Below are 16,360 nucleotides of genomic sequence, written 5' to 3' on the forward strand. Positions count from 1 at the left end.
AATCGCAATCCCAAACAGTATTTACAGTATCAATTAGATAAACAGTATTAATTATTATAGAAGATTAAATTTAAAAGAAGGGTGTTAAAATGAGAAAAGAACGTGATTTTTTAGGTGAATTAGAAGTACCGGACGATGTGTACTATGGCGTGCAAACACTTCGCGCCAAAGAAAACTTCCATATCACTGGTCAGACCATTGATCCGGATTTTGTACAAGCTTTCGCCAAGGTAAAAAAAGCTTCCGCTTTAGCCAATCTATCTACCGGCCGTCTTGATAAAAAAATCGGCAATGCACTGATTCAGGCTGCCGACGAAATAATCGCCGGTAAAATGCTTGACCAGTTCCCGGTTGATCCTATTCAGGGCGGAGCCGGCACATCCGTCAACATGAACGTCAATGAAGTCCTGGTAAATCGTGCTTTAGAAATAATTGGAGAAGCTAAGGGGCGTTATGATGTCATTTCGCCGAACAATGATGCCAACATGGCTCAGTCCACCAATGATACTTTCCCCACTGCCATCAAAGTCTGCGCAAGCCATAAAAGCAAAAAGCTGATTGCCGCTCTGGAACGTCTGTCCGGCGAACTGGACAAAAAATCCGTAGAATACAAGGATATCTTAAAGATGGGACGCACTCATCTCCAAGATGCCGTTCCTATTACGCTTGGTCAGGAAATGGCTTCATACGCTTCCGCGGTACGCCGCGGCATCAAGCGTATCAAAGCTGCTGTTGATTCCATCCATGTGATAAATATGGGCGGTACTGCTGTCGGCACCGGTCTCAACGCTGAACCGGAATATATCAAAGCCGTTGCCGAAACACTTTCCGACGTAACCGGCGAAACCTTCAAGACTGCCGACAACTTGGTCGACGCCACCAACAACACCGATGGATTCGCCGATGTGTCCGCATCACTTCGAGTCACCGCACTTGTTCTGATAAAAATGGCCAACGATTTTCGTCTTATGGCCTCCGGCCCGCGTTGCGGGCTCAATGAATTAAAACTGCCGGCTCGCCAGCCAGGTTCTTCCATCATGCCAGGCAAAGTAAATCCTGTCATCGCTGAAGTGCTCGACCAAAGCTGCTACCAAGTAATAGCCAATGACCTGGCTATTAACCTCGGCGTGGAAAACGGTCAGTTTGAACTTAACGTAATGGAACCTGTCATTTCCTTCAATCTGTTCAACTCCATGAACTACATGACCAATGCCGTCAATACCTTCGTCGATAAACTTCTCATCGATCTGCAGCCAAACAACAGGCAGTGCCAGACCTGGCTTGACAACAGTGTCGGCGTTGTAACTGCCTTGTTACCGCATATAGGTTATGAAAAATCGGCAATGCTGGCCAAAGAAGCTTACACTACCGGTAAACCGATTCGTGATATAGTTATCGCCAAAAATCTGATGCCGAAGGAAAAACTAGAACATATATTGTCTCCACAGCAAATGACCCATCCCGGCATTGCTGAATAATTCATTGTAATACACTTCATTAACAGCAAAAGCTTATAATCATTGAATGTAACTGTACTCCCCTGTAAAGTTATATAAAGGGGCTGTCACACGTAACCATTTTATCCATAAAATGTATATTCCACTTTCATCTGCCTTCAAAAAGGTAAAAACCGTGCAGCAGTGGTGATATTACATCTTCATGATATTATGTTATTCGTGCGGCGGCCCCATTTTTGCTTTAAACTTTAAATAGTCAATCACAAAAGCTATTTACGACAAATATGCTGTTTATTTTGCCAAATATCTGACGAACACAGATCATATCAATTGTTATCTAATTATCCAATCATTGACATTCTTACATAAAATCAGTATAATAACATCGTAGTACCAATATAGTCATTTGCGGTATCAAAGGGTGTGACATAATGAATGAAAGAGTAATCCTGGCTGCATTAAAAGAAATAGAGATACATTCTCTGCGATTTAGAATGATTGATTTAACACGCCGCTTACATATCAGTAAGACCTCATTGTATAAAATCGTGGAATCAAAAGATCAACTGATCTATGAAATAATAAATTACCTAATGAATAATTTTAATCAAAAGGAAAAGTCTATCCGCAGCGCCGACCTGCCAGTAAAACAAAAAATCATTGCATTTGTTTGTTTATATACGGAAGCATTTAAGCGCTTTGATAAAAGTATTTATACTGATTTACGAACTGATTACAGCAGTGAATGGCACCGCTGGTCTATTTTTCGTGAAAAAAAAATCAATGTCTTGATGGATATATTACAAGAAGGCATCCAAAAACATGAATTCAGAAAAGTCAATTTGGATGTTATGCATCAATGTTTATTAGTAACATCAGAAGCCTTGTCCGAATACAATTTTTTAAAAAAAAGCAATCTTACTTATAGTGAAGCATTAAAAAATTTAGGTGATATCATATTTTTTGGATTGGAAAATAAATAATTCGATACAACAATTTCTTAAAGCGATAATTCACTATTCCAATTCAATTATAATTTTAAACATTACACAATAAAAAAGGGCTGGCGCACAAACAGCATTGGTCTCATAAAGATACAATCCACTATCGCTATGCTTTTCCCTGCCATTTTGAGATGGGATAAGGAAAGCGGTCTATTGATCTTTATGAATGAAAATGGTTATGTGCGACAGCCCTCAAAAATATGCCTGAGTACCCATTATTACATATATAGTATCATTGGTAGCAAGATACCGGACGTTATTATCGAACAATTGTATTATACTGGCTAAACACCAGATAAATACCATAAAATCACATCCGGCTATAACATTACAGGAGTTATATCATCATGAGAAAATTTTTGGAGATTGTGCGTTATGAACATCATGCACTTTGGCGCCGGCCCTTTCCGGCAGCATTATTTTTTTTAACACCACTGTTATTTTGTATATTTTTTGGCATGATATATAAGGAAAACACCGTTCGTCATATTCCTGTGGTAATTTATGACCAGGATCAAAGCAATTTAAGCCGCAGCTTTATTAAAGTATATCGCGATTCTGATCGATTTGATATTAAATTTTACGCAGATACTCAAGAACAAATGACCGAATTGCTCAGTGATGGTAAAGTTCAGGTTGGACTTGGTATCCCGGCTGATTTTTCCGAGCAAATAAAATCAGGCCGCAGTGCTGATATTATTTTACTACTTAATTCAGCAAATAATATTTTTGCTAATTCTGCTTTGGTTTCAATACAGGAAAATAATCGTACTTTTTCTGTTGGCCTGGCTCAAAAATTGGTAGAAGGTCTGGGAGTTTTGCCAAATGCAGCTTTGAACATGGTATACCCGGTTCATATCGGCGTGCGTCTGCTTAACAATCCTACAACCGGATATACTCCTTTTATGCTGCCGGGTATAGTATTAAACGGTCTGCAAATTGCTTTGCTGGTGACAGTTACTCCGCTTCTAAGTGCACTTTGCCGACGTAACATTTATGGTTTGGACTATTCATCGCTTTTACTGATGACAGCTAAGGCTATTCCGTATTGGTTTTTGGGACTAATCAGTTATGCTGTTTCATTAGCCGGATTAACTTATTTATGGGCTGTACCAATCCGCGCACAAATGTGGAAATTGCTTTTACTTGGCGGATTTTTTATATTTGCAGTAATCGGTGTATTATACCTGTTTTCCGCTATATCTCCGGATGAAACTTTTGCCGTACAATTGCCATTATTGTATATCATGCCAGGATTATTATTCAGCGGACTTTCCTGGCCTCTATTATCCATGCGCGGATTCAGTAAATGGTTTTCATCGACTATGCCTATCACTTATGCAGGCGATTGTATGCGTGATCTAATGCTGGCGGGTTATTGTCCTGATTTTTCATATAACCTCAGGATGCTGCTTATAGTAGGTATTACCGCCGGTTCAATTGCCTGGTGTATATTTACCCTGCGCCGTTATATATCCAATAAAACTGTGTAAAAGTGAGGCATAAACAATGAATTTATGGCAAATTATAAAACGGGAACTCAATGAAATATTTCTTAAAGATCCACGGCGGATAATTTTTATTTTTGGTGCCATATTAATATATCTGTTTTTATTTGGTTCTCTCTATGAACCGGGTATTGTAAAACATGTACCTGCTGTAATTTACGATGAAGATCAGTCACGCCTAAGCAGAAATCTTATAAAAAGCATCGATGACAGTGAAACTTTCAAAATTGTGCAAAACGCCTCCAGTGAAGAAGCTATGCTGCATACATTGGCTGATAAAGAAGCATATGCGGCGATTCAAATTCCCAAGGATTTTTCTAAAAATATTGCCCAAGGTTATCCTGCCACAGTACTTTATATGGTAAACGGGGCCAATCTCGTTTTTGCCAATACTACAGCCACGGCTGCCCAGGATATAATCAACAGTTATTCTGATAATATTGCCATTAATTACACCTCACTGCGGTTAGGACTGTCACAAAATATCCTGACACCAAAAATCGTTCCTATTCACTATAATTTACGAATGCTGAATAATCCTATCCAAACATATATGTTTTTCTTTTGCATCGGACTATCTATGACAGCATTTGAACAAGGACTTTTTTTTGCCATAGGAGCATCCGTTCACTATGATTTTAATCACTTATCCGAATTAAATAATACACCCATCAGTAAACTTATACTCGGTAAGCTGCTGTTGCATTGGTCACTCGCAATAATAGCCTTTATAAGCTTTTTATTTTTAGCCGGACATATATGGCATATTCCTATAAAAGCTCCATACATCAAACTTATGCTTCTTAGTGGAGCTTTTTGTTTTGCAGTACTTTGCCTCGGTCTTTTTGTTGCTGCTTTCTTCATTACAGAATTAAAATTTGTAAAAGTATCTTTGGTTTATGTAGTCCCTGCGTTCATTTTTTCCGGATACACCTGGCCTTTGGAATCAATGCCGGCTTCAATGCAGCTGATAGCCAAAATTTTTTTCCCATTAACATGGATGTCTAATCCTATACGTGATCTGCTTTTATCAGGAACAACAAGCAATTTAATACAGGATATTTTAATGCTTGCCATTATAGGCGGTACCTGCCTGCTGTTTTCTGCAAAAGCTTTTAATTATGGTCGTAAAAAACATGAACGTGTGGCAGCCAAGGCAAATGTAAAATTCAATTTATAATAATTATAGAGGCTGTAACAAAATGAAAAATCATTTTGTCACAGCCCCTAAATAAGATTGTTTTCAATATGCTATTGGTTATGGAACGTAAGCTGGAAAATTTCTCAGGTATTTTTATTTATACTTATCTGTCCCAGTCACCATGCATCGGACCATCATGCATCGGACCAAAATCCTGCCGGAAACTTGCCCTATTCACCCCAAGTGAATCAGCTACATCTTTCCATGTATTATTTACTTTTTTCATTGCCATTACATCATCGATCGATTTTGAAGAAGCCTTAGACAGTTCAGCCGCTATCATAATATCACGTCCATTATAGCCCTGTTTAAACAGATTTGTTATCGCACTTTTATCTACACCGGTACGCTGCGAAATTCCGTCGGTAAATAAATCCTGATGAACTTGTCTGAGTTGGTCATCGGTAACATTGACCTTTCCCATGACATAATGCCATGTAGTATCTGCCGTCTTATAGCTAATAACCTTGTCAAGCGATTTACCGCTTGCCTTAGCTATGATTGCAGCGTGCATAACATCTCTGCCGCTGTATCCTTTTGTCCTGTAATTATCGAAATCTGCCTTGCTGATATTCAATTCCTTTTCCATTTCAGCAAACATCCCATTCTTATGATGACCGCCAATACCCTGGCCTTGATAACAATCATACGGACTGCCATAGGCATCGTTTTGGCTTGCCGCAAAAGTCAATGCGGGAAAAGCTGCACCAAATGTCATAACTGCTCCTACAGCAAGTGCGCCCATTTTTTTCTTTGATAAATTAATCATTATTATCATCCTCCAAATATATTTTCTAATCCATCTGATTCATTTGATTTATCCTTATAATACAAGTAAATTTTGACAAAAATAAGGCAAAAATAAAATTTATTTGTGACAATTATTTTATTTTTAATAATATTAGCGAAAACTATATAATGAATCAAATATCATTTTGCTTTATAATAAAGAATAATGAATTATAAATGAGATGATAAAATGTTTACCAGAAAGAATATATTAACAGCTCTCAATAAACAAAAAAATAATCATCATCACATCATTGGTGCTGTTGTAGGAACCGGTATAACGGCTAAATATGCTGCTATGGGCGGAGCAGACCTGCTTTTAGCGTTGAGCGCAGGCAAATACCGATCCATGGGGCAGGGTTCCTATGCCAGTTATTACTGTTATGGCAACAGCAATGATCTCATCATGGAAATAGGCAGCCGGGAAATATTACCAATGCTGAAAACCGTTCCTGTATTATTCGGACTTTTTGCCAGTGATCCTTTCATCAATCTGACCGAATATATAAAGAAAATTAAACGTGCCGGGTTTTCCGGAATAGTCAACTATCCTACGTTATCACTTATAGACGGCAAGTTTCGTGAAGCTTTAGAAGAAGACGGTAATACCTTCGAACAAGAAATCGAAGCCATCAGCTTAGCCCATAAAATGGATATGTTCACCCTGGCCTTTGTTATCAATACACATCAGGCACAGCAAATGCTTTTAGCCGGTGCTGACATTATCTGTCTGCATCTGGGACTGACCAAGGGTGGTTTTCTTGGTGCCAAAAAATATATTTCCATCGATGAGGCGCGAAAAATATCCGGCACGATATTTAAAGTATGTACCGCATTAAACCCTGACGTAATAAAAATGATTTATGCCGGACCGGCAAACACACCTCTTGATATGGAATACATTTACCAAAGCACTGAATGTCAAGGTTATATAGGCGGCTCCACATTCGACCGTATCCCAACAGAAAAAGCCATACTAAAAACCATTCAATCCTTTAAATACTACAATGACTTTGAAAAAAAGAAACCAGCTGCTAAAATTCATAACAATTGGAATAATAAAGATTATGCCGATTTCATAAAATACTATATCAAAGAACACTATACCGAAGAAATACATCTTAGTTCATTAGCTTCTGCTATACATGTATCCAAAAACTATCTGAGTATTCGCTTCAAAAAAGAAGTTGGCTGCAGTTTTTCTGAGTACTTGGTGCGTTTCCGTGTTAATAAAGCCAAAGACTTACTGCGTCACGGCTGTGTATCCTGCAAAGAAGCCGCTGTCAATGTCGGTTATACTGATTATGTACAATTCTCTAAAATGTTTAAAAAATATACAAGATTCACTCCCAGTGCATTTGCCAAGGACACAGCTGTTAATAAGTAGAAAATTATAAATATTAATAAAAGTACTTAAACACAATATAAAGAAACATAAATACATTTACTTCCCTCCTGCCAAAACATAATATATATATATAAGATATGCATATCGGAAAAATATTTTATAATAATCAAAAGGAGGGAATATCCTTGAAAACACTCGCAATAGCGGGCACTTTTGATACCAAGGGAATAGAATACGAATATGCGAAAAAAATTGCCGAGACTATCGGCTTAAAAACACTCACCATTCACACAGGCATATTTGCTCCGGCTTTTTCCCCTGATGTTTCCAACAAAGAAGTAGCTGCAGCAGCCGGTTATGATATACAGGCAATTGCAGCAAGAAAAGATCGCGCCCTTGCTACTGAAGCTATGTCCAATGGTATGAAAAAGATTGTGCCCTTATTATATGAACAAAAAAAATTTGACGGGATAATTTCTTTTGGCGGCTCCGGCGGCACATCTTTAGTTACTCCGGCAATGCGCCGGCTGCCTATTGGTGTGCCTAAAGTAATGGTGTCGACCATGGCTTCCGGTAATGTATCACAATATGTCGGCACCAGTGACATTGTAATGATACCCTCAATCGTTGATGTAGCTGGATTGAACAAAATATCCAAGACCATTTTCAAAAATGCTATTTTCGCCATAAGCGGTATGCTTACTGCCGGTAATAAATTACCGGCGGACCCGCCCGATACTAAACCTTTGATTGCTGCCACAATGTTTGGTGTAACCACCCCCTGCATTGACCAGGCGAAAAATTATCTGGAAAAAGCCGGCTATGAAGTCTTAGTTTTCCATGCCACCGGAACAGGTGGAAAAACAATGGAATCTCTGATCAATCAAGGTTTTTTTAAAGGTGTGCTGGATTTGACAACTACTGAATGGTGTGACCAGATAGCCGGAGGTGTTCTCGCAGCCGGAGAACACCGTTGTGAAGCTGCCATAAAAAACAAAATTCCCCAGGTAATATCCGTTGGGGCTCTGGATATGGTAAACTTCGGTCCAATAGACACTGTACCGCCGCAATATCGCAACCGCAGCTTATACAAACATAATCCCACTGTAACGTTAATGCGGACTACTGCTGAAGAAAACATAGCTATTGCTAAAAAGCTGGCCGAAAAACTGAATAGTGCTGCAACTAAAACTATTCTCATGCTGCCTCTAAGAGGAGTGTCAGCTATTGATGCCGCGGGCCAGCCCTTTTATGGCCCATCTGAAGATAAGGCTTTATTTACAACCTTAGAACGTGAAATAAGTAATCCCCATGTCAAATTTCTCAAAATGGATAATAATATCAATGATAAAGTTTTTGCTGAAACTGCTGCCCAAAACCTTATTGATCTGCTGAACGCTTAATATTTATCACGGGAGTGCCATTCAGTGATGACTCAAAAGACACAATATAGTAATCAATAAAAAGTTTATATTTATTCGTAATATTTTTCATAATACCATTTGTAAAATTTTGACAAATCTCTATGCTGGAGAAATATTCCCAGCCATGGCTGGGAATATTTTATTCCACTATATACATTACGCAACTATACATTAATTACACAGCAGCTCATTATAATAATTATCGCGTCTGACGGTTCCCGCAGGCCAGCAATATTCATCAAAAGGTCCGGCAGGATACTCCGACCTCTACAGGCGGAGAGGAATGCCGTCAAAATTATTTCTAAATAAATCTAAAAACACATAAGTTCTCAAAATAAGCATGATACAATGAATATATAAGAGCAAATAATCCCAAAATAAAGAGGTGAAAGAACATGCCGGACCTGACAAAAACCATTAAACTAAAACTCAATGTCAATCAAGACCAGATCGAATTATTAAAAACAATGACCGAGCTGTACCGTCAGGTCTGCAACAGTGTATCAGCATATATCTTCGAGCATGACTTTGAGCTCAGCGCCAACAGCTTGAACCATGAACTCTATCGTGATATACGCCGCCAGTTCGGGCTTAAGTCCCAGCTTACCCAGTCTGTATTCCGGACAACCACGGCAAGATATAAGACCGTGAAAAAACAGCTGCTCCAGCACCCGTTTAAATATAAAGGCGAGGACGGTAAATGGCATCATATCAACAGGACACTGGAATGGTTATGGCGGCCTATAAAATTCAGGCGCCCGCAGGCCGATCTCGTCCGTGGGAGAGACTACTCTTTTGTAGACAATGGGAATATGCTGTCTATAAACACCCTCGAAGGGCGAATCAAAGTCACATATGAAAGCAAGCATTTCTCTGAATATCTCAATAATAAGAACTGGCAGCTTGGTACTGGTAAGATTGTCGAATATAAAGGCTTTTGGTATATCCATATCCCCGTCAAAGGCAAAGTAAAGGAATTTACCAAAAATAATGTGCGCCATACTGTCGGTATTGACCGGGGGCTGCGTTTCCTTGCCGTGTCATATGACGAACAGGGCAAAACAGAATTCGTATCCGGCAGGCAGATACTAAGAAAGCGCAGCAAGTTTCTGAAAACACGCAGTCAGCTTCAGGCAAAGAAAACCAAGTCAGCCATGAGAGCATTGAAACGTATCTCAGGGCGAGAGAACCGCTGGATGGCTGATGTGAACCATCAGATATCTAAGACACTCGTCGAAAAATACGGACCAAATACGCTCTTTACGATAGAAGACCTGTCCGGAGTATCCTTTGAAGAAAGCAACCTGTCTAAAACTGCCAAGCATAATTATGAAATCAGGAGCTGGTCTTTCTACCAGCTTGAGCAGTTCCTTATTTACAAAGCACATGAAAACTGTTCTAAGGCAATAAAGGTTCCGGCAAAGTATACTTCCCAGCGCTGTCCTAGATGCGGGGCAGTATGCAAAGAGCAGCGCAGCCATGATACCCATGAATATATCTGCAAGTGCGGCTACAGGTCTAATGATGACCGTATCGGTGCTATGAATATCCAGGTACTTGGAACACGGTGGGCATCAGGCGAAGAAAACCCTAAGTTTAGTAAATTAACGGCTTCTGAGTAAATCTCGGAAGTTAAACGGGCAATAGTCAGTCGTCCGACGATGCGGCGGAGTGAGGGAGATCCTTATTGTATCGTTACCACCTCTGTTGTCCCGAGCCGCAAGCCCCCTTCCTCAAACAGCGTCAGCTGTTAGGAGGGGGACTGATCTTTGACTAAATAGTAATCACTTTAAACAAACTGTAAAGGGGTAATTTATATGTTGAGAAAATCAAGAACAGAAATCTTAGCTGATTTTAAGAACCAGATACAAACCGGAAAAATCTTGGTTGGTGTCGGTGCTGGTACCGGCATCACTGCGAAATGCAGTGAAAAAGCTGATGTTGATATGCTTATTATTTATAATTCCGGACGTTTTCGCATGGCAGGACGTGGTTCCTTATCCGGACTTTTATCTTATGGCGATGCCAATCAGATAGTTCAGGAAATGGGCCGCGAAGTGCTGCCGATAGTTAAAAAGACACCTGTTTTAGCCGGAGTATGCGGTACTGATCCCTTCCGTGTAATGGATCTATTTTTACAAAAACTCAAGGATCAAGGTTTTAACGGTGTCCAAAACTTCCCTACCGTTGGTCTCATCGATGGCAAATTCAGATCCAATCTGGAAGAAACCGGTATGGGATACGGTTTGGAAGTAGACATGGTAAGACAAGCTCACAAACTTGATATGCTGACCTGCCCATATGTATTTGATCCGGAACAGGCAAAAGCAATGGCACAAGCCGGTGCCGACATTCTGGTTGCCCACATGGGACTTACTACCAAGGGCAGCATTGGTGCCGAAACAGCAGTCACTCTCGATGATTGCTGTGAAAAAATCCGGTCAATCATTAAGGCTGGTCGCGCCGTCCGTTCCGACATAATGGTAATCTGCCACGGCGGCCCTATTGCCGACCCGGAAGACGCTGCTTATGTTATAAAACATGTTCCTGAAATCGATGGTTTTTTTGGTGCTTCTTCCATCGAACGCCTGGCCTCAGAAAGAGGCATGACCGCTCAGGCCGCTGCTTTTAAAGCTATAACCAAATAATAATATTAGTTAAATCAAGGGGCTGCCCGCGCGAACGGCATTGACCTCATAAAAATGCAGCCTACCACCGTATGGCTTAATTTCCTACTGAGAAATATTCTAAGGGAATATTGCAACTGCATATTTATGAATGAAAATGTCAACGTACGACAGCCCCATTTCTATTCAGCAATGGGGCTCTATTTTATTAACAGTCTTTCTCCATCATCGGCATCTCCCGACGCGGCAGAGAAAAAAAGAAAGATGCTCCTTTTCCCGGTGTACCGGTAAGCCATGCTTTGCCACCCTGCCGCTGCAATATTCTCTGACAAATGGCGAGTCCTACACCGCTGCCCTCAAATTCCCGCTCGGAATGAAGCCGTTCAAACACATGAAACAATCTGTTAACATACCGCATATCAAATCCAATTCCGTTATCCTTAATAGAAAAAACAAAATAATTTTCAGTCAAACGACAGTTGATTTCAATAACTGCACAATCTTTTTTTCTTGTATATTTTAAAGCATTGGACAAAATATTTTGACATAAAAGTTTAAAAAGAACCGGATCTGCATATATACATGGCAGATTTTCTACCTGGAAACAGACTTTTCTGGAGGGTTCTAAAGCACGCAGGTTCTTATACATATCAGTAAAATACTGCCTTGTATCGATTTTACTGATATGTATTTTTTTGCTGCCCGCATGAGAAAGTTCCAGTAAATGATCAATAATCTCTGTTACCTCAGTGGTTTTTTCTTGTATTTTTGCAGCAAGTTCTTTCCCATCAGCCGTAAAAATTTCATCATAATCCTGTAACAAGAAATCTATCAACCTCCGGATGGAAAGCAATGGTGATTTTAGATCATGAGCCACAGAATAACAAAAACTGTCAAGATTTTTATATGCGTTTTCCAATTCTTCAGTTCGCTGCGTCAACTTCAGGTGTGTGTTGACGCGCGCAATCAACTCTGCCGGTTTAAAAGGCTTCGTGACATAATCCTGTGCACCAAGTGCAAACGCTTTTCTTATACTTTCCTCCTCATCACTGGCCGTTAGAAAAATAATGGGAATTTTTTTATATTGGACATTATTCTTTAACAATCGGCAAAAATCAAAACCATTCATTTCCGGCATATTGACATCGAGCAGTATAATATGCGGTATCTGAAATTGAATCAATTTCAATGCTGAATTTGCATTCTTAGCAATACGAATCATAAAATCGGACCGTTTTAAAATACAGCTCACAAGTTCAATACTTTCCGGTGAATCATCAATAATCAGAATTTGTTTTTCATAGGGCACGGGCATAAGAACACCTGTTTCTTTACTTTTAGTTATTATTTTAACATACCCATTGTTTTACGCAAGAGTACTAAAAAATAATACATTTGTCATTTTTTAGTGATTGGATTATAATATGAGAATAGATTTTTGGCAATGGAGCCTGACCAATCACCGGTCAGGTTTTTTTTATGCATAACTTTGTAATGGGGATATTAACATGAAAAAAAATTTTGTTATGACACAATCACGTCTCAGTCGTTTTATGGCAATCAGTTTTTTCATGATTACTGCCCTGCTTGCCATCAGCAGCATATATATGAATATAAACATCAAAGCTGAAAAGACAGCCGAAGAACACCGTATAATGTTTCAACAGCTGGGAGAATCACTGGCGGAAGCATCTGATTATCTGACCGCCGAAGGACGAAAATATGCAGTTACCGGTGATCGTTCCCATATGGATAATTATTGGCGGGAAATCCAAGAAACCAGAACCCGTGATTATGTCATAGAAAAAATGCAGGAAGCTCATGCACCGGCAAATGAATTATTATTACTTGAAGAAGCAAAAAAATTTTCTGATGAATTGGTCGAAACAGAACGTCGTTCTATGCGTTTAGTATTAGAATCAGAACATGTACCTGAAGAACTAATGCCTGCACCAGTATCTATAAAAAAACTCAGTGACAGTGACACCGCTTTATCAGACAGTGCCAAAAAAACTAAAGCAGTTGAAATCATGTTTGATAATAACTATGACCTGAGCAAAGAACATATCATGAATCCCATTGCTGCTTTCCAACAGTCAATGAACGATCGCTTGGAAAATGAGTTGTTACATGCCCGGCAAAATCTTTATCATGCTTTTGTTCTGCAGGTAATACTGGCCTGTTTGATAATTGCTGAAATCTTGGGATTGATGCGCATATTCATGTTATATATAACGCATCCCATACGTAATTATACTAAAAACCTGGAAGGTTTTTCCCTGCAGCAGCATTTTAAGTTGAAGGCAGAAGGTACAAAAGAACTTTGTATTTTGGCAGATACTTTCAACACTTTATATACATCTTTTCAAAGCGAACTGAAAAGACGGCGGGAAACAGAAAAACGTATGCTGCTTGCCAAAGAGGAAGCAGAAAAAGCCAACGCTGCCAAAGGTGAATTTCTTGCTAATATGAGCCATGAAATACGAACACCATTAAACACAATTATCGGCTATCATTATATGCTCGAACAGCAGCATCCTTCAGCAAAAATATCGGATTATAGCAATAATATTGGATTAGCTGCTAAAAATTTATTATCGATTGTCAATGAAATCCTGGATTTTTCTAAAATCGAATCAGGAAAAATAGAATTAGAAATGGCCCCGTTTAGTCTAAGACAGGCAATAAAGGAACTTTATACAATGATTGAAGTTGAAACAAGAAAAAAGGGATTAAAATTCTTTTTAGAAATTGATAAAGCTGTCCCTGATCTAATTTGCGGTGATTCCTTCCGCTTAAAAAGAGTTGCTTTGAATTTGCTGTCCAATGCCGTAAAATTTACCGAGCAGGGTTTCATCCGTTTTAAGGTTTCTTCATGTATATTGGATAATCATGAATGGATATACATGTCTTTTACCGACAGCGGCATAGGTATAGCCAAAGAAGCTCAAAAGCATTTATTTGAGGCCTTTACACAGGCTGATATTTCCACGTCACGCTGCTTTGGCGGTACAGGTCTGGGACTCGCTATAAGCCGGCAAATCGCCCTACTAATGAAAGGTCATATAGTATTAAACAGTGAACCAGGACATGGAACAACCTTTATCTTTTCTTTTCCCGCAAAACGTACAAACGATACTATCCCACAAAAAGACAATGTCTCTCCCAATATGAATTTTCACGGCATCCGGCTTTTATTGGTTGAAGATAACACAGTCAATCTGCACATGACTGAAGAAATTCTCTCTGGATTAGGGTTTACTGTCACTGCTGCCAGTAATGGTAAAGCCGCACTTAATCTGGCCGAAAAAAACAAATATGATATTATTTTGATGGATATCCGCATGCCCATAATGGATGGCTATGAAACAACAGCCCATATACGGAAAAACTCACAAAACACCACTACTCCAATCGTTGCTTTATCTGCTGATGTACTTGGCAACGTCCAGGAAAAAGTTCTTGCCGCTGGGATGGCAGCATATTTGGAAAAACCATTACAGCTGGATAAACTGGGAGAAATTTTATCCGGTGTATTGAAAATACCCATAAATTCTGAACCGTCATCTGATCTGCCATCCCTTTCCTTTTTTGCACCACAAGATATCATAAAAAAACTGAATGGCAAAACAAGCTCCTATCAAAAAATTCTGCAGCTTTTTTATGTAAACCATCGAAATGATGCCTGTACTATTGAACAATATGTTCTAAAACAAGAATATCGCAAGGCATCTAATTGTTTACATGAATTAAAAGGAGCTGCAGGCAACATCGGCGCAAATGGACTATATTCTGCAGCAATGACATTATCCAATGCCCTGAAAAAAGACAATAAAGAAAGCATAAAAAATTTCTTGCCTATATTTCAACAAACAATACAATGCATTAAACGATACCTGGCGATTTCTTCTAATGCAGCAGAAAAATCACCGATTTTCTCATCAACCACAACTGACGCAGAACTACACGAATTACTCACACTTTTACAAAATGGTGATTTCTCAGCTAAAGAGACATGCCGCAGACTGCAAGAATGCTTATGCGCACTATTTGGCAAGGTTTTCTACAATCGTTTATGGCATGAAGTAAATATATATGATTTTCCCGCAGCAGCTGTATTATTATCTGCTGCGGTACAAAAAACAGGCAAGGAGTAAATTATGTATAAGGTATTGTTAATTGATGACGACAGTGCCGAACGGTATATTTTAAAACGTTTCGACTGGAATTCATCCGGATTCTGCATAGCAGGCGAAGCTGCCGATGGAAAAGAAGCACTACAATTTTTAGCCCGGCAGGAAGTCGACCTAATTATAACTGACATACGAATGCCTGGTATGGACGGTCTGTCATTTCTTCAAGAACTGCGCCGGAAAAGAATCAACAACTGTATAATTTTGTTAAGTACTTACAGTAATTTTGAATATGCACAGCAAGGGATACGTCTGGGAGTCTTCGATTATATGACCAAACCGCCGGATGATAAAGACCTTCGTTCATTATTACAGCGTGTCCGCAGTCACTTAAACAGTAAAACATATCTGCAAAAAAAATTAGCTGAAAAATACGAATTAAATAATGACAGCATTGCTGTAAAAATCTGTCGCTTTATTCTCGATCATATTGAAGATGATATCACTTTAGACAGTTTTGCCCAAGAATTTGCCATAAGCCGTGATTATGCCGGAAAATATTTCAAACAAAAACTAGGTGAAAATTTTAATGAATATTTAACAAAAATGAAAATGGAACATGCCAAGTATTTGCTGCGCAGTGGTAAATACAAAAATTATGAAATAAGTAATCGGCTTGGTTATGCCAGTCCGGATTACTTTCGCCGTTTATTTAAAATCTACACCAAAATGACTCCCGGTGAATATAAAAAAAATATTAATAATTAATAATAAATATTTAAAAACCGAAATTTGTCATTTTTTTACTGGAAAATGACTTTTTTATATGGTTTTCTCCCTCAGCAAAAATTGCTAAACTAATATTGTAA

At 39.0% G+C, this 16,360-nt stretch carries 12 protein-coding genes; 10 read left to right on the forward strand and 2 right to left on the reverse strand.

Annotated features, from left to right (window positions below; genetic code table 11):
* Nucleotides 1-89: 89 nt before the first annotated feature.
* The 4 genes from F8M42_RS08955 to F8M42_RS08970 all read left to right on the forward strand — a co-directional run bounded on the left by F8M42_RS08955 (nucleotide 90) and on the right by F8M42_RS08970 (nucleotide 5,149).
* On the forward strand, nucleotides 90-1,478 hold the full coding sequence (locus tag F8M42_RS08955) for an aspartate ammonia-lyase (RefSeq protein WP_182186089.1): 1,389 nt from the start codon (nucleotides 90-92) through the stop codon (nucleotides 1,476-1,478).
* A gap of 410 nt (nucleotides 1,479-1,888) precedes the next feature.
* On the forward strand, nucleotides 1,889-2,440 hold the full coding sequence (locus F8M42_RS08960; protein ID WP_182186091.1) for a TetR/AcrR family transcriptional regulator: 552 nt from the start codon (nucleotides 1,889-1,891) through the stop codon (nucleotides 2,438-2,440).
* Nucleotides 2,441-2,808: 368 nt separating this feature from the next.
* Nucleotides 2,809-3,954, forward strand: a complete 1,146-nt coding sequence (locus tag F8M42_RS08965) for an ABC transporter permease (protein ID WP_182186093.1) — start codon at nucleotides 2,809-2,811, stop codon at nucleotides 3,952-3,954.
* Between the two features lie 16 nt (nucleotides 3,955-3,970).
* Nucleotides 3,971-5,149, forward strand: a complete 1,179-nt coding sequence (locus tag F8M42_RS08970; protein WP_182186095.1) for an ABC transporter permease — start codon at nucleotides 3,971-3,973, stop codon at nucleotides 5,147-5,149.
* A gap of 124 nt (nucleotides 5,150-5,273) precedes the next feature.
* Here F8M42_RS08970 and F8M42_RS08975 read toward each other — a convergent pair whose 3' ends face one another.
* Entirely contained in the window at nucleotides 5,274-5,939 is a 666-nt protein-coding gene (locus F8M42_RS08975; protein WP_182186096.1) for a hypothetical protein, read from the reverse strand.
* 210 nt (nucleotides 5,940-6,149) lie between these two features.
* On the opposite strand from F8M42_RS08975, the gene F8M42_RS08980 reads away from it, so the two are divergent.
* The 4 genes from F8M42_RS08980 (at nucleotide 6,150) to F8M42_RS08995 (ending at nucleotide 11,379) form a co-directional block, all read left to right on the forward strand.
* Complete coding sequence (locus tag F8M42_RS08980) at nucleotides 6,150-7,346, forward strand: phosphoenolpyruvate hydrolase family protein (protein ID WP_182186097.1); 1,197 nt, start codon at nucleotides 6,150-6,152, stop codon at nucleotides 7,344-7,346.
* A gap of 146 nt (nucleotides 7,347-7,492) precedes the next feature.
* Nucleotides 7,493-8,710: a Tm-1-like ATP-binding domain-containing protein gene (locus F8M42_RS08985; protein WP_182186098.1), complete on the forward strand. Its 1,218-nt coding sequence runs from the start codon at nucleotides 7,493-7,495 to the stop codon at nucleotides 8,708-8,710.
* A gap of 416 nt (nucleotides 8,711-9,126) precedes the next feature.
* Nucleotides 9,127-10,353 (forward strand): RNA-guided endonuclease TnpB family protein, encoded by a 1,227-nt coding sequence (locus F8M42_RS08990; protein WP_182186099.1) that lies wholly within the window; start codon nucleotides 9,127-9,129, stop codon nucleotides 10,351-10,353.
* Between the two features lie 195 nt (nucleotides 10,354-10,548).
* Nucleotides 10,549-11,379: a phosphoenolpyruvate hydrolase family protein gene (locus F8M42_RS08995; RefSeq protein ID WP_182186101.1), complete on the forward strand. Its 831-nt coding sequence runs from the start codon at nucleotides 10,549-10,551 to the stop codon at nucleotides 11,377-11,379.
* Nucleotides 11,380-11,566: 187 nt separating this feature from the next.
* Here F8M42_RS08995 and F8M42_RS09000 read toward each other — a convergent pair whose 3' ends face one another.
* A complete protein-coding gene (locus tag F8M42_RS09000) occupies nucleotides 11,567-12,673 on the reverse strand; it encodes a response regulator (RefSeq protein WP_182186102.1) in 1,107 nt (368 codons plus the stop codon).
* A 193-nt stretch (nucleotides 12,674-12,866) separates the two neighbouring features.
* On the opposite strand from F8M42_RS09000, the gene F8M42_RS09005 reads away from it, so the two are divergent.
* The gene (locus tag F8M42_RS09005) at nucleotides 12,867-15,515 is read left to right on the forward strand and encodes a hybrid sensor histidine kinase/response regulator (protein WP_182186104.1); all 2,649 of its coding nucleotides are present in this window, start codon (nucleotides 12,867-12,869) and stop codon (nucleotides 15,513-15,515) included.
* A 3-nt stretch (nucleotides 15,516-15,518) separates the two neighbouring features.
* Complete coding sequence (locus F8M42_RS09010; protein ID WP_182186106.1) at nucleotides 15,519-16,259, forward strand: response regulator transcription factor; 741 nt, start codon at nucleotides 15,519-15,521, stop codon at nucleotides 16,257-16,259.
* Nucleotides 16,260-16,360: the final 101 nt, after the last annotated feature.

It is taken from the genome of Pectinatus frisingensis, assembly GCF_014076555.1.
In the GTDB taxonomy this organism is placed as follows: Bacteria; Bacillota; Negativicutes; order Selenomonadales; family Selenomonadaceae; genus Pectinatus; species Pectinatus frisingensis.

Bases quoted from the DNA above. Each gene is read 5' to 3' on its own strand.
- F8M42_RS09000 (WP_182186102.1), bottom strand. From the start codon at position 12,673: ATGCCCGTGCCCTATGAAAAACAAATTCTGATTATTGATGATTCACCG.
- F8M42_RS08965 (WP_182186093.1), top strand. From the start codon at position 2,809: ATGAGAAAATTTTTGGAGATTGTGCGTTATGAACATCATGCACTTTGG.
- F8M42_RS08995 (WP_182186101.1), top strand. From the start codon at position 10,549: ATGTTGAGAAAATCAAGAACAGAAATCTTAGCTGATTTTAAGAACCAG.
- F8M42_RS09005 (WP_182186104.1), top strand. From the start codon at position 12,867: ATGAAAAAAAATTTTGTTATGACACAATCACGTCTCAGTCGTTTTATG.
- F8M42_RS09010 (WP_182186106.1), top strand. From the start codon at position 15,519: ATGTATAAGGTATTGTTAATTGATGACGACAGTGCCGAACGGTATATT.
- F8M42_RS08970 (WP_182186095.1), top strand. From the start codon at position 3,971: ATGAATTTATGGCAAATTATAAAACGGGAACTCAATGAAATATTTCTT.
- F8M42_RS08960 (WP_182186091.1), top strand. From the start codon at position 1,889: ATGAATGAAAGAGTAATCCTGGCTGCATTAAAAGAAATAGAGATACAT.
- F8M42_RS08955 (WP_182186089.1), top strand. From the start codon at position 90: ATGAGAAAAGAACGTGATTTTTTAGGTGAATTAGAAGTACCGGACGAT.
- F8M42_RS08990 (WP_182186099.1), top strand. From the start codon at position 9,127: ATGCCGGACCTGACAAAAACCATTAAACTAAAACTCAATGTCAATCAA.
- F8M42_RS08975 (WP_182186096.1), bottom strand. From the start codon at position 5,939: ATGATTAATTTATCAAAGAAAAAAATGGGCGCACTTGCTGTAGGAGCA.
- F8M42_RS08980 (WP_182186097.1), top strand. From the start codon at position 6,150: ATGTTTACCAGAAAGAATATATTAACAGCTCTCAATAAACAAAAAAAT.